Here is a 19,355-nt window from a genome sequence, read left to right as displayed (position 1 = left end):
ACACAACGCGAAGCGAGAACGGACGCCAAAGCTACAAGACGCCGGCAGGGCCGACGGTCGGACGCCTATAGCGGCGGGAATCGCAACTGCAAATGACTCGCATTTCCTTGGGGGCAAGCTTTTCTCAGCTGTGACTTTTCCGCCGCTCTGTCCGGAGGGCCTTGAAAAGCGATCCATCATGTAACAAATGGAATTACATGAAACGAAGCGGTCGCCTTTCCGTCGCCCTGCACCTGTTGCTGCACATGGCCGAGCAGCCGGACGATCCGATCGTCTCCGAGCGGCTGGCCGCCTGGGCCGACACCAATCCGGTGGTCATCCGCCGCACGTTCGCGGGCCTGCGCGAGGCGGGGATCGTCGCCTCGACCAAGGGCCATGGCGGCGGCTGGCGGCTGGCTCGCGCGCCCTCCGACATCAGCCTGGGCGATATCCAGCAGGCGCTGAACGAGCGGTTGCTGACCCACGCCCTGATCGAGGACACGCCCGGCTGCTTGGTCGAGCGGGCGGTCAACGCCGCCCTGGACGAGGCCATGCGCGAGGCCGAGCGCCTGCTGCACGACCGCCTGTCACGCCTGTCGCTGGCCGACCTGGCCAAGGACGTCGCCGTCCTGTGGGCGGCTGACCCGCGTCCCAAAGGAGAGCATCCCCATGAACCATGACGTCATCACCGTGGGTGGAGGCTTCGCCGGCCTGTCGGCCGCCATGCAGCTGGGCCGCGCGCGCCGGCGGGTGCTGATCATCGATGCGGGCCTGCCGCGCAACCGTTTCGCCGATGCTTCGCACGGCTTCTTCGGCCAGGACGGCAAGGCGCCGGCCGAGATCTTCCGCGAGGCCGCCCGGCAGGTCGCGGCCTATCCGACCGTGGCGTTCATCCACGGCGAGGCCACGCAGGCGGTCCGGGACGGGGAGGGCTTCGTGGTGACCCTAGCCGACGGCCGGACCGAGCGGGCCCGCAAGCTGGTGCTGGCCGGCGGGATCGTCGATCACCTGCCCGACATCCCGGGCCTGAAGGAACGTTGGGGCGCGACCGTGCTGCACTGCCCCTATTGCCACGGCTACGAGGTGCGCGACCGGGCGCTGGGCGTGCTGGCCAACCATCCGATGGCGCCGCATCAGGCCGAGATGCTGCCCGACTGGGGTCCGACCACCTACTACACGCAGGGCAAGTTTGAGCCCGACGCCGAGACGCTCGCCGTCCTGGCCCGACGCGGCGTGGCCATCGAGCGCCAGCCGATCGTCGAGGTGCTGGGCGCGACGCCGGTTATGGAGGCTGTGCGCCTGGCCGACGGCCGGGTCGTGAGCGCCGAGGCCCTGTTCGTCGCGCCGCGCACCACCTTGGCCAGTCCGTTGGCCGCCCAACTGGGCTGCGCGATCGACGACGGCATGCTGGGCCCAGTCATCCGCGTCGACGACATGAAGGCCACGACCGTACCGGGCGTCTTCGCCGCCGGCGACGCCACGACCAGCATGCACAACGCCACCTTCGCCTCGGCCGGCGGGGTCATAGCGGGCGTCGCCGCTCACCGCGCCCTGATCCAGGAGGATGGCGCCGTCAGGGCTGCCGCGTAAGCCGCAGGTCCTGATAGTCGTAGCTGAAGTCGGCCAGCGGCGAGACGGCCTTGGCCACTGCCGAGACGACCTTGCCGTCCTTGACGTCGAAGGTGACGAAGGCGTCTTCCTGGGTGCGGTCGTCGAAGCGCGTCTTGAAGGTCTCGCCGTCGAACGTCTCCAGCTGGCCGCGCAGGGCCGGGGTCTTGTCGAAGGAGATCTTCAGGCCCTGCTTCTTGCTCCCTTTTGCCTTGGTCGGGCCCGCCAAGCTGATCGTCACCGTGCCGTACCAGGGGTCGCTGTAGACGCCGGCATAGGCGGACAGCGGCAGGCTGGGCTTGGCGCCGCCGGCGGTCGGCGCGGTCATCGACGCGTGATCCTTGACCGCCTGGGCCTCGGTCTCGGCCTGCACCCGCCGGCTGGAGGCGATCCAGTCATAATCCTTGCGGCCCTGCAGCCGGTCGGGACCGCCGTAGCGCAGCGAGCGCAGCACCGGCGTCTCTTCGGCGTTGGTCATGATCATCACGCCCGACTTCCGGCCGGGCAGCAGCGCTGTATACGAGATGAAGCCGGCCAGGCCGCCGGTGTGCCACAGCATCCGCTCGCCGCGGTGGTCCTGGACGAACCAGCCCAGGCCATAGGCCTGCATCGAGGGGCGGGCGGGGTTCTCGTCGGTCGGGCCGTCCGACCAGCTGGTGATGGTCTGCGGCTTCCACATCTCGCGGGCGGCGGGCTCGCCCCACAGGCGCTTGCCGTTGGGCCGCATGCCCAGGCCCAGCTGCACCAGCATCCACTGGGCGATGTCCTTGGGCGTGGAATTGACCCCGCCGGCCGGGCCGGCCGCGTCGAAGCTGGCGTCGAACGGCAGCACAGTCTGCGGACCCATGCCGCGGATCGGCGGACCGAGGCGAGCGTGGGGCGAGGCGCGCCGGGCGCGGTCGACCAGGGCCGGGCTGGCGACGGTGCTGGTCATGCCCAGCGGCTCGAAGATCCGGGCCTTGATCACCGCTTCCCAGGTCTGGCCGGTCACCGCCTCGATCACCGCCCCGGCGGCGACGTAGAGCACGTTGTCATAGGCGTAGCCGCCCCGGAACTGGCCGCCGATCGGCAGATACTTCAGGCCCGCCAAGATGTCGGCGCGGGTATGGGTCGGGGCCGGCCAGATCATCAGGTCGCCGGCGCCCAGGGTCAGGCCGCTGCGATGGACCAGCAGGTCGCGGACGGTCATCAGCTTGGTGACTACCGGATCGCTCATCTGGAAGGCGGGCAGGTACCTGGTGACCGGCGCGTCCCATTCGACCTTGCCTTCCTCGACCAGCATGGCCAGCAGGGCGGCAGTCATGGCCTTCGTGTTGGAGGCGATGCCGAAGACGGTGTTCTCGTCGCAGCGGTCCTGGGTCCCCAGCGTCTTGACGCCATAGCCCTTGGCCAGGGTGACCTTGCCCTTCTCGACCACGGTGATGCCCAGGCCCGGCTGGTCGGGGAAGGCGGCCATGACCTCCTGGGCGAACTGGTCGATGGCGCCGGCGACCGAGCCGGTCTCTTGGGCAAAGGCGCGATTACCGAACGCCGCCAGGCCCGTGGTCGCGAGAGCCGAGACGAGAGCGGTGCGGCGGGTGGTGGCGAACATGGGCGATCCTTACGGTTAAGGTCGCACGCTATGCCGAGCGTCCGTGGCCGGACAAGGGCAAGGCTCTAATTCCCGCCATCCAGCAGCCGCCGCGCGATGACCTGGGCCTGGATCTCGCCGGCGCCTTCGAAGATGTTGAGGATCCGCGCATCGGCCAGCAGGCGGCTGGCGGCGTATTCCATGGCAAAGCCGTTGCCGCCGTGGATCTGCAGGGCGTTGTCGGCGGCGGCCCAGGCGACGCGGGCGGCGATCAGCTTGGCCATGCCGGCCTCGAGGTCGCAGCGCTTGCCCTCGTCCTTCTGGCGGGCGGCGTAATAGGTCAGCTGGCGCACGCCCATGATCTCGGCGGCCATCATGGCCAGCTTGTTCGAGACCCGTGGGAAGTGGAAGATTGCCTGGCCGAACTGCTGGCGGTCCAGGGCGTAGCCGAGACCGGTCTCCAGCGCCGCCTGGGCCACCCCCACCGCGCGGGCGGCGGTCTGGATGCGGGCGCTCTCGAAGGTGGCCATCAGCTGCTTGAAGCCCTGGCCCGGCACGCCGCCCAGCAGGTTCTCGGCCGGCACGGTGAAGCCGTCGAAGCCGAGTTCGAACTCCTTCATGCCGCGATAGCCGATCACGCCGATCTCACCGCCGCTCATGCCGGGGGCGGGGAAGTCGTCACCTTCCGTCCCGCGCGGCTTGGGGGCCAGCAGCATGGACAGGCCGCGATAGTCGGTGGTGGCCGGGTCGGTGCGGACCAGCAGGGTCATGACGTCGGCGCGGGCGGCGTGGGTGATCCAGGTCTTGTTCCCGGTCACCACATAGTGGTCGCCCTGCAGCTCGGCCCGCGTCCGCAGGGAGCCCAGGTCGCTGCCGGTGTTGGGCTCGGTGAAGACGGCCGTCGGCAGGATCTCGGCGCTGGCGATCTTCGGCAGCCAGTACTCCTTCTGGGCGTCCGTGCCGCCGGTCAGGATCAGCTCGCCGGCGATCTCCGAGCGAGTGGCCAGCGAGCCGACGCCGATCCAGGCCCGCGACAGCTCTTCGGACACCACGCACATGGCGGTCTTGCCCATGCCGGATCCGCCAAATTCCTCCGGGATGGTCAGGCCGAACACGCCCAGCGCGCCCAGCTCCTCCACCAGCTCGATCGGGATCAGCTCGTCCTTCAGGTGCCACTGGTGAGCAAAGGGCGTGACCTTCTCCTCGGCGAAGGCGTGGAACTGGTCGCGGATCATCTCGAAGGTTTCGTCCAGACCGGTCCGCTCCAGCGTGGGCCGGCCGCGGGCGTCGGCCAGATGCTGGGCGATGCGGGTCTTCACGGCCTGGGTCCCGCCCTCGACCATCAGCTTCATGATGCCGTTGGAGAACAGGCGGTTCATCACCGCGCGGTCTTCGACAAGGTGCGCCGGGCGGACGATCTCGCCCTGGTTCATCGGCACGCCGCCGATCAGCTGAGCCGAGTATTCCGCGAACAGCAGCTGGGCCAGCAGGGCCTCGATCTCGCCGAACTGGCCCTCGTCCTGCAGCCGCTCGGCCCAGCCGGCGACCTGATTCATCAGCTCGGCATAGGCCGCGTACCAGCCATAGCCGTGGACGCGCATCTGATGAACGTCGGCCAGCTTGCGGTCGACCTTGCCCCCATTTGGGCCGTTCTCGCCGGTGATGTGGGCCAGCACCTGGGGTTTGGCTTCCGCCACGAACAGGCTGGCGGAGTCGGCCGCCTCGCGCAGCAGGCCGATCAAGCCGGGCAGGATGAGGGTCTCACTTGCCGTGTGCGTCATGCTTGCTCCCCGGTATCGAACAGGCGTTTTCTTTCACCCTGGCGCTTTTCGCACCTGCGAGCAATGTCGCGGCGCACAAGATCAGGGAAACAAGGCATGCTGACGGTCCACCACCTGAACGAGTCGCGCTCGCAGCGGATCCTGTGGCTTCTGGAGGAGCTGGGCGTCCCGTACGAGATCGTCCAGCACACGCGCGATCCCAAGACCCGCCTGGCCCCGCCGTCGCTGCTGGCGGTGCACCCGCTGGGCAAGTCGCCCGTCATCACCGCCAAACAAGAAGATGGGGGCGACCTGACGGTGATCGAGTCCGGCGCGATCATCGACTATGTAATCCGTCGCCACGGCGAAGGGCGTCTCGCGCCCGATCCGGCAAGCGCCGACTACGACCGTTACCAGCAGTGGCTGCACTATGCCGAGGGCTCGGCCATGCTGCCGCTGATGCTCAACATGTATGTCGGCCGCCTGGGCGAGGCCGGCGCGCCGTTGCATCCGCGCATCCAGGGCGAGATCGCCAACCACCTGTCGTTCGTCAATGACAGCCTGGCGGGCCGGGACTTCTTCGTCGGCGACGCGCTGACCGGCGCCGACATCCAGATGAGCTTCGTGCCCGAGGTCGCCAAGGCGATGGGCAAGCTGCCTGAGTATCCGCACATGGCCGCCTGGATCGCGCGCATGCACGCCCGACCGGCCTGGAAAGCGGCCCTGGACAAGAGCGGGCCCTACGCGCTCGGGGCCTGACGCCAACTTTTTTCAACATGAACGAAATCTGCTGAATCGGTTCGCGCAGCCGTTCAGCTTCGTCCTGCCATGGTCTGTCTCACGGGGTTGCTGACCCCGGAGACTTTCAAGGGACGAAGGAACAAGACCATGACCATCACCAAGAACATCAAGACCATCACCCTGACCATCGGCGCCGCCGCTGCCGCCCTGAGCATGGCCGCCGCGCCGCAAGCCAACGCCGGCGTCGTCGGCTGCAAGGCCTCGGGCTCCAAGCAGGAAGTCGGCGCGGTCCTGGGCGGCCTGCTGGGCGGCCTGGCCGGCAACAAGATCGCCGGCAAGGGCGATCGCGGCACGGGCACGGCCATCGGTGCGGTGATCGGCGCGGGCGCCGGTTCGGCGGTCGGCTGCGGCATGCAGAAGACCGAGGCGGCCAAGGAGGTCGGCGGCATCTACAAGTCGGGCGGCTACCGCTACGCTCAGACCGTTCGGGCTGCGCCCCTGGTCGAGACCAAGGGCAAGTACGTCACCCGCTCGACCGTCAACCTGCGGGCCGACGCCTCGACCTACGGCCAGCGCCTGGGCTCGGTGCAGTCGGGCACGACCTTCCAGGCCCTGGGCCGCACCGGTGACGGCAAGTGGATCCTGGTCGGCCAGGACGGCGTCGGCGTCGGCTATGTCAGCAGCGCCTACGTCTATCGGGCCTAACGCCTGAGCTTTTGGGACGCGGCCGATCCGTCCCTCAGGCCGTGTCCTCGAAGAGAGCCCGTCCGGTCCCCACCGGGCGGGCTTTTTCGTGCGCGTCAGGAGAGTGCGCTCACGCCGCCCAGCCAGGTCTGCCAGACCACCACCAGCAGCCAGTGCAGCCCGACGGCCGGCCACAGCGAGCCGGTCTTCAGCCGCATGACCGCGCAGCCCAGGCCCAGCACCGCGCAGCACAGCAAGAAGTCCGGGCGCAGGAAAACGGACGCCGCCCCGGGGAGGAAGGTCAGGGCCTCGACCACGTGCCACAGGGTGTAGAGCGTCGTGGACAACGCGATGGCCAGCCAGGGGCGGCGGCTTTCGCCGGGACCGGGCGTGAGCAGGCCGCGGAACGGGATTTCTTCGCCGAGGGCGGGGATGAAGAGGACGGTCAGCATCCGCAACGGCAGGCCGGGTTCGGCGGGCGTCAGATGATAGAGGCCGGTCGTGAAGCCGATGGCGGCCATTGTGGCGAGCGTGATGGCGGAGACAGCGAGGCAGAACAGCCAACCGCGTTGGGCGGGCAGGGTGGTAAGGCTGAAGAGGAGGCGGCGGTAGGTCTTCAAGAACATCCCATACCCTAACCGTCATCCCGCGCTTTATGCGCGGGACCCATTTGTCCGCCGCAGGCGCGGAGCAGAATGGATCTCTCACGTATAAGCTGACCCATGGGTCCCGCGCATAAAGCGCGGGATGACGATGTGGCTAGGTCCGCCACCGCAGAGTCTGATCCCGCACCGGATTGACGAACGCTCGTCCCTCCCGCCGGCTGGCGTTCCATTCGCGTTTGCACTGGTGGTACCAGCGGGCCTGCTGGTCGGCGTCGCCCACCCACATCAAGGGCGGATTGCACTGCAGGCCCGGGGTCTGGGCTTCGACGATCTTGCCGTCCTGGCGCAGGAAGGCGCGGGCGGCCACGCGGATCACCGGGTGGAAGGCCGTGAAGGCCCAGTGATCGGACCACATGATCTGGTTCATGCGGGTCTTCCTGGCGTTGATCGGGGTCATGGCCGACAGGGCCAGAACCTGCTTGTCGCCGACCACCACATGCTCCCAGCGCAGGCCCGGCAGGCGGAAGGTGATCTCGGTCAGCGGCTCGCCGCCCAGGATGGCGTAGGCCTTGGAGTTCTTCGAGGGCTCGTGCCGCACCATGGTGAAGCCGGCCTCGGACGGACAGAAGCTCTTCTTCTTCTCGTGCTGGCTGGTCTTGGTGCGCCACCACCACTGCTGGTGCACGAAGGGGCCATGGGCCGGATCGATCAGGCCCAGCACCGCGTGATCGATATGGATGTCGTAATCCAGGTGATCGACCAGCTTGGGCGTTCCGGTCACGCCGGGAATGCTCGGTGGCGGCTCGGGCGGCTGGCCATCGAAGCGCGGATCGGACGCCATCCAGATCCACACCAGACCCTGCTGCTCGATCGTCGGGTAGCGGCGCACCCGCACCTTGGAAATGTCGAAGTCGCTGTCGGCGGTCAGGGATGGGATCGACTTGCAGGCGCCGTCCGGGCCGAAGCGCCAGCCGTGATAGGGACATTCGACGCTGTCGGTCCCGTCGGCCTCGCGATGGACCTTGCCGGCCGACAGGGCCGCAGCGCGGTGGGGGCAGATGTCGCGCAGGGCGTAGACCTGGCCGGCCCGGGTGCGGCCCAGCAGGACGGGCTCGCCCAGAAACTCGCGCTTTTCGGCCTTGCCGGCTTTGAGGTCGGGCGAGAGGCAGGCGACGTACCAGGCGTCCCAGCAGAAGCCTTCGCCGAACTTGTCGGGCAGGCTGCGTACGGGGCGGGACTTCACGAGCGCGGCGGCGTCGTCGGCGGGCGGCATGTGCAGAAAGCTCGGATGGAGGTTGGAGAAAACGCCGTCACTCAGGCCTCATGTCGCAGAACATTGCGACAGTCTCGCAAGGGCCGATCGAACGCTGATCGACACTTTGCTCAAGCTTTAGACGTCACCGCGCCGCCGCGGTCTCCACGAGCCGCTGATAAAAGCGCACCATCCGTTCGACATTGGCCAGGCTGACATGCTCGTCGGTGCCGTGGATCATCTTGGTGTCCTCGACCTTCAGCACCAGCGGCTGGAAGCGATAGACGTCGGTGGCCACCCCGCCCATGTAGCGGCTGTCGGTGCCGGCGGTGACCAGACCCGGCACGACCGGGGCCTTGCTCTCGTCGGCGGCCAGGCCGGCGATGGTCTTCCAGGCGTCGGACTCGGTTGACGACACCGCCGAAGGCTCGTCCGGAGTCTTGGTCCATGACAACTGCACCGGCAGGTCGCCGACCGCGTCCTTGGCCCGCGCCATCACCGTGGTCGAGGTGTCGCCGGGCGCGATGCGGTAGTTGATCCAGGCCGTGGCGTCCTGCGGCAGCACGTTCTCCTTTGGAGATCCTTTCAGCATGGTCGGCGCGATGGTGGTGTGCAGCATGGCCGCGCCGGCCGGGGTCTTGGCGGTGACGTCGACCAACAGCGGCGAGAACAGCCAGGTGTTGGCGGCGAACACCTTGACCACCGGCTTGGCGTGCGGGGCGATGGCCTTGAGCATGTCCGCGCCCGGGCCCTGGAACTTCATCGGAAACTGTTTGTCGGTGATGGCCAGCACGGCCCGCGACAGCGTCGCGACGCCGGTGTCCTTGGGCGGCGCCGAGGAGTGGCCGCCCACGGCCGGGGCGACGACCTTCATGGTGGCGTAGCCCTTCTCGGCCGTGCCGATGATGGCGGCGGGCTGGCCGGTGACGGGGTGATCGGCGACCACCACCATGCCCTCGTCCAGCACGAACTGGGCCTTGATGTTTCGCGACTTCAAGAGGGCCGCGGCGGCGCGGGCCCCGACGCCGCGCACCTCCTCGTCGTGGCCGCTGACCACGATGACGGTGCGCACGGGCTTGAAGCCGCTGGCGGCCACGCCGTCCAGCGCCTCGAACAGCGTGACCAGCGAGCCCTTGTCGTCGATCGCGCCGCGGCCCCAGACCGAGCCGCCGGCGACCACGCCGTCGAACGGCGGATGGCTCCACGAGCCTTCGCTGCCCGGCGTCACCGGCACCACGTCCTGGTGGGCCATCAGCACGATCGGCGGCAGGGCCGGGTTCGAGCCGGGCCAGGTGTAGACCAGGGTATGGCCGGCCACGACCTCGCGGGTCATGACCTTGTGGGCCTCGGGATAGGTCGATTGCAGCCAGGCGTGCAGCTTGTCCCACTCGGCCGGCTGGTCCTCGGCGGGGTCCTGGTGGCTGATGGTCTGGAAGCGCACGGCCTCGCCCAGGTGGGCGGCGGCGCGGGCGACGTCGACGGGCCGGGCCGAGGCCAGGTTGGCCGCTTTGGGATCGACCGCCGCCGGGGCCTCGAAGGTGGCGGTCCGCACGGCGACCACGCCGGCGACAACCAGAACCAGACCCACGGCCGTCAGCGCGACCTTACCCACGACACCCATCGACGCCTCCCCAAACGCTTGTTGGGGAGGACTGTGCGGTGGGGTGCGAGCGTTGGCAAGCCGACGTTACGTCAGGCCCGGTAGCGCGCTTCCAGCAGGTCGATGTCGCGGACGATCTTGCGCGCCGACTCGCTGCTCAGGGCCCGTTCGCGGGAGAGCTTGAAGATCGCGTCGCGCTCAGCGGTCAGGCCGACCACGCGCAGCTGCAGCTCGATCGCCTGGAGCTTGCGATTGACCGCCGCCTCGTCGGGCGTGTGCAGGCGGCCGTCGATGCGTTCGCGATAGAGCTCCATGACCCGGGTCGAGGCCTCGACATAGAGGTCGGCGTCCTCGCGGCCTTCGCCCAGGGCATGCTGGGCGGTCTCGACGGCCTGGATCGCGGCCTGGGCGGCAGTGGCGCGGGCTTGGTCGATCTCGGCCTGGTGCGAGGGCTCGGGCGGCAACTCCAGGTTCCGCAGCACGCGCGGCAGGCCCACGCTGGCGACGATCAACGACACCACGATCACCCCGGCGGCCAGGAAGATGGCGAGATCCCGGGCCGGGAAGGCCGTTCCGTCCGCCAGGGTCAGGGGCAGGGTCAGCACACCGGCCAGGGTGATGGCCCCGCGCACGCCGGCGAACGACATGGCCGCCACCAGCCGCCAGTCGACCTTGCGGGCCGGCTCGCCACGCCGTTGGGCCTTGAACAGGGTCAGGCGCAGCGAGGTCCACACCCAGGCAAAGCGCATCAGGCCCAGGGCCGCGCTGATCGCCAGGACGTAGATCGCCAGCCACCAGACTTCATGGTGGCCGGTCATGCGGACGGTGTTGGCCGCGCCGTTGAGGATGCCGGGCATCTGCTCGCCCAGCAGCACGAAGATCACGCCGTTGGCCGCGTATTGCACGGTGTCCCACACGGCGGCGCGACGCACGCGGGTCACGGCCAGCGCCTTACCCGAGCCTTCCACGAAGCCCATGGTCACACCGGCCGAGACGGCCGCCAGGATACCCGAGCAGTGGAAGTGTTCGGCCACCAGATAGGCGCCGAACGGGATCAGCAGGCTGACCAGGATCTGCGAGCCGGTGTCTTCGCCCAGCTTGCGGGCCAGCCATTGCTTGGCCCAGGTCACCGACCAGGTGACGCCGACGCCGATGGCCAGGCCGCCCAACGCCACCCACAGGAAGGTCAGGAACGCGGCCTGGATCGAGAACACGCCGGTCAGCATGGCGGCCACGGCGAAGCGCATGCACACCAGGCCCGAGGCGTCGTTCAGCAGGCTTTCGCCTTCCAGGATGTGCATCATCCGCTTGGGGATCGGCGCTCGGGCGGCGATGGCCGAGACCGCGATCGGGTCGGTCGGCGAGACGATGGCGGCCAGGGCGAAGGCGACCGGCAGCGGCATGGCCGGGATCATCACATGGATCAGCCAGCCCACGCCCAGGACCGTCAGCACCACCAGGCCCAAGGCCATTTCGAGCACGATGGCGCGGTCGCGCAGCAGGTCCTCGCGCGGGATGCGCCAGCCGTCCAGGAACAGCAGCGGGGGCAGGAAGAGCAGGAAGAACAGGTCGGGCTTCAGCTCGACCGTCGGCACGATGGAGAGCGCGATCAGGGCGCCCAGAGCGATCTGGACGAGGGGGAGGGGCAGTCTCGAAAACCGCGCCAGGGATCCGCTGACAATAACCGCGAACAGAAGAAACAGGATCGTGACGACAGTGTCCAAAACGCCTCCGAACTCTAGAACATGGCGTACAGACTAGGGGATCAAGCTGCGCAAGATCAACGAAGCTTCCCTAGCGTCGCCCAGAAAAAGGGCTTGGAACCCCCGAAGGGCGCGGGGCGTAGTCCTTGGCGTCAACGAGAAGGATCTCGACCATGGCCGCACGCCATCTCGCCTTGAGCGCCGCCCTCGCCGCCCTTCTGGGCGCGGCCGCCTGCTCCGAGCAGAAGCCCGCCGAGCCGGCCGCCCCGGTCGAGAGCCGTTCGGTGGCCGGCGTCGAGGCCGCCGCCCCACCGCCTGAACCCGCGCCCGCTGTCCCGGCCTCCAGCGGCGAGACGGTCGGCGGCGACGGCTCGGCGATCACGCTGAACACGCTGAGCGCGGCCGATGTCGAGGCCAATCCGGTGCAGGGCGAGCTGGGCTGCAGCTTCGGCGGCGCCGGCGCGACCCCGCCGCTGCTGATCGCCAAGGGCGATGTCGGGACCAAGGACTCCGCCTTCGGCCTGGTGAAGGTCGGCGACTATGTCGAGCGCGTCGCCCAGCCGGGAGGGTTCAACGCCATCACCAAGGGCGGGACCTTCAGCGGTCAGGGCAAGACCATCGTCATCGCCCTGACCGGCCCGGCCATCGGCGGCGGGGAGTCCCCGCCGCGTCCGGCGACCCTGACCTACCAGCGCGCGGACGGCGCCAGCCGGGTGTTCACGGGCCTGTGGACTTGCGGTCCGTAGAGCTTAAAGCCCGAACGTCACGAGCCCGCGCTCGTCAATCTTCCAGGCGGGGTTCCAGGCGATCTCCCAGGCGTGGTCGTCGGGATCGGCGACATAGCCGCGAAAGCCGCCATGCACCGGCGCGTCGCCTTGACGGAGGATACGTCCGCCGTGCGCGGCCAGCCGGTCGATCACCGGTTGGACGTCGCTCTGCTCAGCCACGTTGTGGGCCAGGGCGAAGGCCCCGGGGCGCGTGAGGCCCGGACGCTGCATGTCGTCCTCGAGGCCCGTGGTCAGCCAGGTCCCCAGCATCAGGCCGTTCATCTGGTAGAAGACGATCTCGTCGTTCTCGAACACCGGCGTCCAGCCGAAGCCCTCGCCATAGAACCGCTTGGAGCGCGCGATATCCGCCACGCCCAGGGTGATCACCGAAATCTGCTGCTGCATGGCAAGGCCCTTAACGCTGCGTGAGGTGCGAAGCGTTAAGGGGCGGCCGATGCGTTGGGTTGCAACCTAAGGCTAACCCGCTTCCTTCAGGTCCACGTCGATGCCTTGCTCGCGCACCTTGCGGTACAGGGTCGAGCGGCCGATGCCGAGGCGGCGGGCGACTTCGCTCATGTGGCCGGCATAGACGTCGATGGCGTGCTGGATCAGGTCTTTTTCGATCTCCTCAAGCGTCCGCAGGTGACCGCGGTCGTCGAGGATGCGCACGGGGGCCTCGGCCGCGGTCGGCGCGGCCATGGCGGCGTGGGCGGCCTGGAGAAGGGCGGCCGGCGGCGGAGCCGGTGGGGTCGAGACGGCCTCGATCGGCGCGGCCAGGCCCGAAATGGCCGGGAAGTCGTAGGGCTGCAGGTACGGGGCGTCGGCCAGCACGATGGCGCGATAGACTGTGTTCTCCAGCTGGCGGACATTGCCGGGCCAGTCGAAGCTGGTCAGCAGCTGCAGGGTCTCGGGCGAGGCGCCGATGACGCGCTTGCCTTCTTCCACGTTGAAGCGACGGATGAACGCCTCGACCAGAGCCGGCACGTCCTGGCGGCGCTGGCGTAGGGACGGGGCTTCGACCGGGAAGACGTTCAGGCGGTAATAGAGATCCTCGCGGAATACGCCGCCGGCGACGGCCTGCTGCAGATCGCGATTGGTCGCCGAGACAATGCGGACGTCGACCTTGACCGAGCGCTTGGCGCCGATCGGGTCGATCTCACCCTCCTGCAGGGCGCGCAGCAGCTTGACCTGGATGTCCAGGGGCAGCTCGCCGACCTCGTCCAGGAACAGGGTGCCGCCGTCGGCCTCCTTGAACTTGCCCAGGTGCTTGTCGGTGGCGCCGGTGAACGACCCCTTCTCGTGGCCGAACAGGATCGACTCGACGAGGTTCTCGGGGATGGCGCCGCAGTTGACGGCCACGAAAGGCTTGCCGGCGCGATCCGACGTGCCGTGGACGGCGCGGGCGATCAGCTCCTTGCCGACGCCGCTTTCGCCGGTGATCAGCACGGGGATGGCGCTCTTGGCCGCCCGCTCGCCGATGCGCTTGACCAGGGTCATCGCCGGGCTGTCGCCGATCAGGTCGGCGAAGGTGGTCTTGCCACCGGCGCGTTTGGTCAGGCGCTCGACCTCGCCCTTGAGGTCGCCCATCGATAGGGCGTTGCGGATCGAGACGGTGATGCGTTCCGGTGAGGCCGGCTTGATGAAGAAGTCGCTGGCCCCGGCCTGCATGGCCTTGACCACGGTGTCGACGCCGCCGCTGGCGGTCAGCACGATCACGGGCTGGGCGAAGCCGCGCGCGCGCATCTCCTTCAGCGTGTCCTGGCCGTTCAGGCCGGGCATGACGAGGTCGAGCAGAATCACGTCGGCGGGCGCGCCCGAAGTCAGGTGCGCGATGGCGGCGTCGCCGCCTTCGGCATGGGCGACCGCGAACCCGTCGCGCTCGAGCACCGCCTGGATCAGCCGACGTTGTGTCGGGTCGTCATCGACGACTAGGACCGTTTTGGTCATAGGGCACATCCACCAGAACCGGCCTGACTCGACATGGAGCAGGCTCTTGTTGGTTCAGAGTGATACAGGTGGTGGGTAAACATCGGCTTTCGCAGACGTGTCGCGAACCTTAATGTTTATAGTTAACAGGACTTTGTGCGACTTTCGGCTCTGGAGGAGAAACACCAGATGTTCGTCGGACACTATGCGGCCGCCCTGGCGGCCCGGGCGGTCGAGCCGCGTGCGCCGCTGTGGGCCTATGTGCTGGGCTGCCAGGCGATGGACGTGGTCTGGGGCGGGCTGGTGATCGCCGGCGTCGAGCAGGTCCGGATCGATCACGACCTGCCGGGCAGCGCCCTGGTGCTGGACCACATGCCCTATACCCACAGCCTGCCGGCCGCCGTGCTGTGGTCGGTCGTGTTCGGGGCGGGCGTGATGCTGTGGCTGAAGCTGCCGCGCCGTGCGGGCGTGATCATCGGCCTGACGGTGTTGTCGCACTGGCTGCTGGATTTCCTGGTGCATCGCCCCGACCTCCCGCTGCTGTGGGGCGAGCCGAAGGTGGGGCTGGGCCTGTGGAACCACCCCGTGCCCGAGCAGGCGCTGGAGATGGGCCTGCTGGCCCTGGCCGCCGCCGCCTGGGGCTGGCGCCGCGGCGTCGAGGGGCAGGGCTGGATGGCTGCGCCGCTGTTCCTGGGCTTCCTGGTGCTGCTGCAACTGGTGCCGCTGGTCTCGCCGGTGGGCGAGGGCGTACTGGGCGTCGGCGGCTCGGCCCTGGCGGCCTACCTAGTCACCTGCGTCTTCGCTTGGATGGCCGAGCCGAGGATCGCGCGCAGCTAGCCTCCGGGTCGTGCGTTGTGCATTGCGCCCAGCCGGTCCGGAGCCCTATCTGCAAGCCATGAACGCGCCCTTCAAGCCCGACACCCCGCCGCAATGGTCCCTGGCCGATCTCTACACCGGCCGTGACGATCCGCGGATCGAGACCGACCTGGCCGCCGCCAAGGCCGCCAATGACGAGCTGGCCTCGCTGGAGGGCATGTTCCTGGAGGCCCGCAAGGAGCCGCAGCGCCTGGGCGTCCTGCTGGATCGCGGGATTACGCTGTATGAGCAGGCGACCAACGGCCTGTGGGGCGTCGGGGCCTATGCGGGTCTCGCCGCCTCGGTCGCGCGCGACGACCCGGCCTGGTCGAAGTTCGAGGCCGACCTGCGCGCGCGCTCTTCGCAGATCGCCGCCGAGAGCCTCTATTTTACGCTGGAGCTGAACCAGCTGGAAGACACCGAGATCGCCAAGGCGCTGGACGCCCATCCCGAGGCCGCCCGCTGGGCGCCGTGGCTGCGCCGCGTGCGCCTGTCGCGGCCGCACGAGCTGTCGCCGGAGCTGGAGCGCTTCATCGTCGACAAGGCCCCGGCCGTCGCCAACTGGGTGCGCCTCTATGACGAGACCCTGGCCAAACTCACCGCGAAAGCCGGCGAAGAGACCCTGACCCTGCCCGAGGCGCTGAACCGCCTGTCGGATCCCAGCACGGCCCGCCGCAAGGCCGCCGCCGATGGCCTGGCCAAGGCGCTGGAGGAGCGCAGCTCGACCCAGGCCCTGGTGCTGAACACCCTGGCCTTCGAGAAGCAGGTCGAGGACCGCTGGCGCCGCTATGACCATCCGGCTCAGTCGCGCCACCTGGCCAACGAGGTCGACGCCGACGCCGTCGACGCGCTGGAGCAGGCGGTGGTCGAGGCCTATCCGCGCCTGTCGCACCGCTACTATGCGCTGAAGGCCAAGGTCATGGGCCTGCCGCACCTGGACTATTGGGACCGCAACGCACCCCTGACCGCCGCCGCGCCCAAGTCCTACGCCTGGAACGAGGCGCGCGGCATGGTTCTGGAGAGCTTCCAGGACCTGGCGCCGAAGTTCGCCGACACGGCCCGGACCTTCTTCGACCGGCCGTGGATCGATGCGGCCCCGCGCGCGGGCAAGCAGTCGGGCGCCTTCGCCCATCCGGTCACCGCCGACCGCCATCCGTTCGTGTTCATGAACTATATGGGCGAGCGGCGCGACGTTCTGACCCTGGCTCACGAGTTGGGCCACGCGGTGCACCAGACCCTGTGCCAGCCGCTGGGCACCCTGCTGGCCGACACGCCCCTGACCCTGGCCGAGACCGCCTCGATCTTCGGCGAAGGCCTGGTGTTCGACCGCCTGCTGGCCGAGGCGAGCCCTGAAGACCGCAAGGGCCTGCTGGCCGGCAAGATCGAGGACGGCCTCAACACCGTGGTCCGCCAGATCGCCTTCCACCGCTTCGAGCGCCGCTTCCACGAGGTCCGCGCCGACGGGGAGCTGTCACCTGAGCAGATCGGCGCCCTGTGGCTGGAGGTGATGGGCGAGAGCCTGGGTCCGGCCGTCAAGCTGAACGAAGGCTACGAGCATTACTGGGCCTATGTCAGCCACTTCTGCCACGCGCCGTTCTACGTCTATGCCTATGCGTTCGGCGACCTGCTGGTGCGCGGCCTGATGGAAAAGCGCCGCGAGGACCCGGCCGGCTTCGCGCCGCTGTATGAAGACCTGCTGGCGGCCGGCGGCACGCGCACCTATGTCGAGGCCTTGAAGCCCTTCGGCCTGAACCCGAGGGATAAGGCGTTCTGGGCCGCCGGTTGCACGCAGCTGGAGCGCCTGGTGGACGAGTTCGAGGCGCTTGTTGGCTGAAGATCCCGAACGTAACCGTCTGGGCGGCCGTCTCTCCCGCTTCGCCAAGGTGGGCGCGGGCCTGTCGGGCGCGGCGGTGTCCTATGGGGCCAACCGCATCCGGGGCGGCGACGACGCCGACGCGCGCAACGCCAAGGCGCTGAAGGCGGCCCTTGGGGGCTTGAAGGGGCCGCTGATGAAGGCGGCCCAGATGTTCGCCACGGTGCCCGACCTCTTGCCGCCCGAGTTCGCCAAGGAGCTGGGCGAGCTGCAGACCAACGCACCGGCCATGGGCTGGCCGTTCGTGCGTCGGCGCATGGCCGCCGAGCTGGGGCCGGACTGGCAATCCAAGTTCAAGAGCTTCGAGCACGAGGCCGCTGCGGCCGCTTCGCTGGGCCAGGTGCACCGCGCCGCGACCCACGACGGCCGCGCCCTGGCCGTGAAGCTGCAATACCCGGATATGCAGAGCGCGGTCGAAAGCGACCTGGGCCAACTGCGCGCCATGATCGGCCTGTTCAAGCGCATGGATGGCTCGATCGACCCGTCGGAGATGATCGTCGAGATCGGCGACCGTCTGCGCGAGGAGCTGGACTACGGCCGCGAAGCCCAGCTGATGCGGGTCTATGGCAACTTTTTCGCCGGCCGCGAGGACATCCGCACGCCGACGCCGATTCCTGAATTGTCGACCGGTCGGCTGCTATCGATGACCTGGCTGGACGGCCAGGGGCTGCTGGCCTTCAAGAGCGCCCCGCAAGCGGTTCGCGACCGCATCGCCGCCCTGCTGTTCGAGGCCTGGTGGAGCCCGATGACGACACTGGGCGTCATCCATGGCGATCCGCACCTGGGCAACTACAGCTTCGCCGGTGAGGGCGCGGCGCACCTGAACCTGCTGGACTTCGGCTGCATCCGCATCTTCCCGCCGAAGTTCGTGGCCGGTGTGGTGCGGCTCTATCGCGCCCTGTCCAATGACGACCGCGCCGAGCAGATCGAGGCCTATCGCAGCTGGGGCTTCACCGGCCTGAACGACGAACTGGTAGATGCGCTGAACGTCTGGGCCCGCTTCATCTACGGACCGCTGCTGGACGATCGGGAGCGCACGGTGGCCGACGATGTCCCGCCTGGCGAATACGGCCGCCGCGAGGCCTTCAAGGTGCGCCAGGCCCTGAAGGCGGTCGGCGGCGTGACCATCCCGCGCGAGTTCGTTTTCATGGACCGGGCCGCGATCGGCCTTGGGGCCGCGTTCCTGCATCTGGGCGCGCGGCACAACTGGCGCCGAATGTTCGAGGCCTCGCTGGAAGGCTTCTCCGAAGAGGCCGTGGCGGAGCGGCAGCGGGCGGCGCTGAGCGAGGTGGGCCTCTAGGCCTCATACTCCTCCAGCAAACCCTCCAGCCGCCGCTGCTCCGGCTTCATCACCCAGAAGTACCGCGCCGTGTTCCACCCCGCGCTGACCGTCAGGGCCACGCCGAACACCAGCAGCATCTGCCAGACGTCGCGGTCCGAGGCCTTGCCGACCGCGCCCAGCTGGCCGACGCCGAACAGCATCGGGACCAGAAACACCGGCAGCATCATCCAGAAGATTCGAACATTGGCCCGCGCCCGGCGGTTGGCGGCCAGCAGGGCGGCGATCGAGTCGCGCATCGGAGAGTCTCCCGCCTGGCCGCAATGGCGCAGGCGGAAGCCGACGACGACCACTGCTGCGAGGATCAGCCAGCAGACGCCCAGCATCCCTAACGCGCCCCACTCCTGGCCGACGTCCATCCGCCCGGCGGCGATGTTCTGGATCGCGATGCCGGTGAACAGGGTCATGGCCGCCGTCGGCATGATCAGCAGCAGGATCTCGCGGTGGCGACGGGTCTTCAGGGTCTTCATGACGTCCTCCATCAGATGGGCCCGGACCTTGTCGTCGGGCGTGTTGGTCGGCGAGCGCCAGGCAGTTTGCAGTTGGTCAAAGTCCATCGTCGTCGCCCTCCACGAGGCGGGTGAGGCGGTGGCGGAGCCGCGTTAGCCGCGCCCCGACATTGGTTTCCGAGAGGCCGTGCAGGCGGGCGATCTCGGCATAGGGGACGCCGTCCAGCAACAGCAGGACCAGCGACCGCTCGACCGGCGCCAACTGGCGGATCGCTACGAACAGTCGCTCCAGCAGCGGCCCCTGAGGGTCGTCGCCTGCGTCGCGGATCACCAGCTCGGCCTCGACCGCCACACCCCGGCGCCGCCGCCGGGTCTCGCCGCGCCGCCAGGTCAGGGCGGCGTTGTGGGCGACCCGGTAAGCAAACGCCGCCTCGATCCGCGCCTGGCCCACCCGCGGCCGCGCTTTCCACAGCGCCAGGGTCAGCTCCTGCAGCAGGTCGTGCTGGTCGGCGGGATCGGCGAACGCCCGCGCCGTCCGGTGCAGCATCGGCAGATGCGGCCCCAGCCAGTCGGCGAAATCGTCCTCGATGCGGCCCATGGATCCCCCTGTTCGAAAGGGTAGATGCCGGCCGACCCTTCGTCCT

General features: G+C 68.8%; 18 protein-coding genes and 1 pseudogene. 8 read left to right on the top strand and 11 right to left on the bottom strand.

Annotated elements, in window-relative coordinates; translation table 11 throughout:
- Positions 1-197 precede the first annotated feature (197 nt).
- Positions 198-659: an Rrf2 family transcriptional regulator gene (locus ABDW31_RS02070; RefSeq protein ID WP_184716491.1), complete on the top strand. Its 462-nt coding sequence runs from the start codon at positions 198-200 to the stop codon at positions 657-659.
- The gene (locus ABDW31_RS02065) at positions 649-1,569 is read left to right on the top strand and encodes an NAD(P)/FAD-dependent oxidoreductase (protein WP_184716493.1); all 921 of its coding nucleotides are present in this window, start codon (positions 649-651) and stop codon (positions 1,567-1,569) included. Before ABDW31_RS02070 ends, ABDW31_RS02065 begins: the two co-directional genes overlap by 11 nt.
- Here the strand turns inward: ABDW31_RS02065 and ABDW31_RS02060 are convergent.
- Together ABDW31_RS02060 and ABDW31_RS02055 are read right to left on the bottom strand one after the other, a co-directional pair.
- Positions 1,553-3,178, bottom strand: a complete 1,626-nt coding sequence (locus tag ABDW31_RS02060) for a serine hydrolase (protein WP_184716495.1) — start codon at positions 3,176-3,178, stop codon at positions 1,553-1,555. The two genes, ABDW31_RS02065 and ABDW31_RS02060, sit on opposite strands and share 17 nt — an antisense overlap.
- 65 nt (positions 3,179-3,243) lie before the next feature.
- Positions 3,244-4,938, bottom strand: coding sequence for an acyl-CoA dehydrogenase family protein (locus ABDW31_RS02055; RefSeq protein ID WP_184716497.1), 1,695 nt, complete (start codon positions 4,936-4,938; stop codon positions 3,244-3,246).
- 96 nt (positions 4,939-5,034) lie between these two features.
- Here ABDW31_RS02055 and ABDW31_RS02050 point away from each other — a divergent pair, with 96 nt between their 5' ends.
- Positions 5,035-5,676, top strand: a complete 642-nt coding sequence (locus ABDW31_RS02050) for a glutathione S-transferase (protein WP_184716499.1) — start codon at positions 5,035-5,037, stop codon at positions 5,674-5,676.
- 129 nt (positions 5,677-5,805) lie between these two features.
- Positions 5,806-6,363 carry an SH3 domain-containing protein gene (locus ABDW31_RS02045; protein WP_184716501.1) on the top strand — a complete coding sequence of 186 codons (558 nt, stop codon included), beginning with the start codon at positions 5,806-5,808 and terminating at the stop codon, positions 6,361-6,363.
- A 95-nt stretch (positions 6,364-6,458) separates the two neighbouring features.
- Here ABDW31_RS02045 and ABDW31_RS02040 read toward each other — a convergent pair whose 3' ends face one another.
- The 5 genes and pseudogenes from ABDW31_RS02040 to ABDW31_RS02020 form a co-directional block, all read right to left on the bottom strand.
- Positions 6,459-6,968 (bottom strand): CPBP family glutamic-type intramembrane protease, encoded by a 510-nt coding sequence (locus tag ABDW31_RS02040; protein ID WP_184716503.1) that lies wholly within the window; start codon positions 6,966-6,968, stop codon positions 6,459-6,461.
- Between the two features lie 14 nt (positions 6,969-6,982).
- Positions 6,983-7,066, bottom strand: a pseudogene (locus tag ABDW31_RS02035) (hypothetical protein); the annotation flags it as partial.
- Positions 7,067-7,101: 35 nt separating this feature from the next.
- Positions 7,102-8,220, bottom strand: coding sequence for an aromatic ring-hydroxylating dioxygenase subunit alpha (locus tag ABDW31_RS02030; RefSeq protein ID WP_184716505.1), 1,119 nt, complete (start codon positions 8,218-8,220; stop codon positions 7,102-7,104).
- A gap of 124 nt (positions 8,221-8,344) precedes the next feature.
- A complete protein-coding gene (locus ABDW31_RS02025; RefSeq protein WP_343698251.1) occupies positions 8,345-9,820 on the bottom strand; it encodes a M20 family peptidase in 1,476 nt (491 codons plus the stop codon).
- 71 nt (positions 9,821-9,891) lie between these two features.
- Positions 9,892-11,523: a Na+/H+ antiporter gene (locus ABDW31_RS02020; RefSeq protein ID WP_184716508.1), complete on the bottom strand. Its 1,632-nt coding sequence runs from the start codon at positions 11,521-11,523 to the stop codon at positions 9,892-9,894.
- 152 nt (positions 11,524-11,675) lie between these two features.
- Here ABDW31_RS02020 and ABDW31_RS02015 point away from each other — a divergent pair, with 152 nt between their 5' ends.
- Positions 11,676-12,248: a hypothetical protein gene (locus tag ABDW31_RS02015; protein ID WP_184716510.1), complete on the top strand. Its 573-nt coding sequence runs from the start codon at positions 11,676-11,678 to the stop codon at positions 12,246-12,248.
- Between the two features lie 3 nt (positions 12,249-12,251).
- On the opposite strand, the gene ABDW31_RS02010 is transcribed toward ABDW31_RS02015, so the two are convergent.
- Together ABDW31_RS02010 and ABDW31_RS02005 are read right to left on the bottom strand one after the other, a co-directional pair.
- Positions 12,252-12,674: a VOC family protein gene (locus ABDW31_RS02010; protein WP_184716513.1), complete on the bottom strand. Its 423-nt coding sequence runs from the start codon at positions 12,672-12,674 to the stop codon at positions 12,252-12,254.
- Positions 12,675-12,746: 72 nt separating this feature from the next.
- Positions 12,747-14,216, bottom strand: coding sequence for a sigma-54 dependent transcriptional regulator (locus ABDW31_RS02005; protein WP_184716515.1), 1,470 nt, complete (start codon positions 14,214-14,216; stop codon positions 12,747-12,749).
- A gap of 168 nt (positions 14,217-14,384) precedes the next feature.
- On the opposite strand from ABDW31_RS02005, the gene ABDW31_RS02000 reads away from it, so the two are divergent.
- From ABDW31_RS02000 to ABDW31_RS01990, 3 genes are read left to right on the top strand one after another with little or no spacing between them, the layout of a single operon-like run.
- Positions 14,385-15,032, top strand: coding sequence for a hypothetical protein (locus ABDW31_RS02000; protein WP_184716517.1), 648 nt, complete (start codon positions 14,385-14,387; stop codon positions 15,030-15,032).
- Between the two features lie 58 nt (positions 15,033-15,090).
- A complete protein-coding gene (locus ABDW31_RS01995) occupies positions 15,091-16,884 on the top strand; it encodes a M3 family oligoendopeptidase (RefSeq protein WP_184716519.1) in 1,794 nt (597 codons plus the stop codon).
- Positions 16,877-18,223 carry an AarF/UbiB family protein gene (locus ABDW31_RS01990; protein WP_184716521.1) on the top strand — a complete coding sequence of 449 codons (1,347 nt, stop codon included), beginning with the start codon at positions 16,877-16,879 and terminating at the stop codon, positions 18,221-18,223. The genes ABDW31_RS01995 and ABDW31_RS01990 overlap by 8 nt, the downstream gene beginning before the upstream one ends.
- On the opposite strand, the gene ABDW31_RS01985 is transcribed toward ABDW31_RS01990, so the two are convergent.
- Both ABDW31_RS01985 and ABDW31_RS01980 read right to left on the bottom strand, forming a co-directional pair.
- Positions 18,220-18,819: a hypothetical protein gene (locus tag ABDW31_RS01985; protein WP_184716524.1), complete on the bottom strand. Its 600-nt coding sequence runs from the start codon at positions 18,817-18,819 to the stop codon at positions 18,220-18,222. The genes ABDW31_RS01990 and ABDW31_RS01985 overlap by 4 nt on opposite strands.
- Positions 18,809-19,309 carry an RNA polymerase sigma factor gene (locus tag ABDW31_RS01980; RefSeq protein ID WP_184716526.1) on the bottom strand — a complete coding sequence of 167 codons (501 nt, stop codon included), beginning with the start codon at positions 19,307-19,309 and terminating at the stop codon, positions 18,809-18,811. Before ABDW31_RS01980 ends, ABDW31_RS01985 begins: the two co-directional genes overlap by 11 nt.
- Between the last annotated feature and the right edge of the window lie 46 nt (positions 19,310-19,355).

The sequence above is a fragment of the Caulobacter sp. genome (genome assembly GCF_039596335.1).
Classification (GTDB): domain Bacteria; phylum Pseudomonadota; class Alphaproteobacteria; order Caulobacterales; family Caulobacteraceae; genus Caulobacter.
This window is presented reverse-complemented; position numbering and strand designations above follow the sequence as displayed.

Coding starts and splice junctions, on each gene's coding strand:
- ABDW31_RS02070 (WP_184716491.1), top strand. CDS start 198: ATGAAACGAAGCGGTCGCCTTTCCGTCGCCCTGCACCTGTTGCTGCAC.
- ABDW31_RS02065 (WP_184716493.1), top strand. CDS start 649: ATGAACCATGACGTCATCACCGTGGGTGGAGGCTTCGCCGGCCTGTCG.
- ABDW31_RS02060 (WP_184716495.1), bottom strand. CDS start 3,178: ATGTTCGCCACCACCCGCCGCACCGCTCTCGTCTCGGCTCTCGCGACC.
- ABDW31_RS02055 (WP_184716497.1), bottom strand. CDS start 4,938: ATGACGCACACGGCAAGTGAGACCCTCATCCTGCCCGGCTTGATCGGC.
- ABDW31_RS02050 (WP_184716499.1), top strand. CDS start 5,035: ATGCTGACGGTCCACCACCTGAACGAGTCGCGCTCGCAGCGGATCCTG.
- ABDW31_RS02045 (WP_184716501.1), top strand. CDS start 5,806: ATGACCATCACCAAGAACATCAAGACCATCACCCTGACCATCGGCGCC.
- ABDW31_RS02040 (WP_184716503.1), bottom strand. CDS start 6,968: ATGTTCTTGAAGACCTACCGCCGCCTCCTCTTCAGCCTTACCACCCTG.
- ABDW31_RS02030 (WP_184716505.1), bottom strand. CDS start 8,220: ATGCCGCCCGCCGACGACGCCGCCGCGCTCGTGAAGTCCCGCCCCGTA.
- ABDW31_RS02025 (WP_343698251.1), bottom strand. CDS start 9,820: ATGGGTGTCGTGGGTAAGGTCGCGCTGACGGCCGTGGGTCTGGTTCTG.
- ABDW31_RS02015 (WP_184716510.1), top strand. CDS start 11,676: ATGGCCGCACGCCATCTCGCCTTGAGCGCCGCCCTCGCCGCCCTTCTG.
- ABDW31_RS02010 (WP_184716513.1), bottom strand. CDS start 12,674: ATGCAGCAGCAGATTTCGGTGATCACCCTGGGCGTGGCGGATATCGCG.
- ABDW31_RS02005 (WP_184716515.1), bottom strand. CDS start 14,216: ATGACCAAAACGGTCCTAGTCGTCGATGACGACCCGACACAACGTCGG.
- ABDW31_RS02000 (WP_184716517.1), top strand. CDS start 14,385: ATGTTCGTCGGACACTATGCGGCCGCCCTGGCGGCCCGGGCGGTCGAG.
- ABDW31_RS01995 (WP_184716519.1), top strand. CDS start 15,091: ATGAACGCGCCCTTCAAGCCCGACACCCCGCCGCAATGGTCCCTGGCC.
- ABDW31_RS01985 (WP_184716524.1), bottom strand. CDS start 18,819: ATGGACTTTGACCAACTGCAAACTGCCTGGCGCTCGCCGACCAACACG.
- ABDW31_RS01980 (WP_184716526.1), bottom strand. CDS start 19,309: ATGGGCCGCATCGAGGACGATTTCGCCGACTGGCTGGGGCCGCATCTG.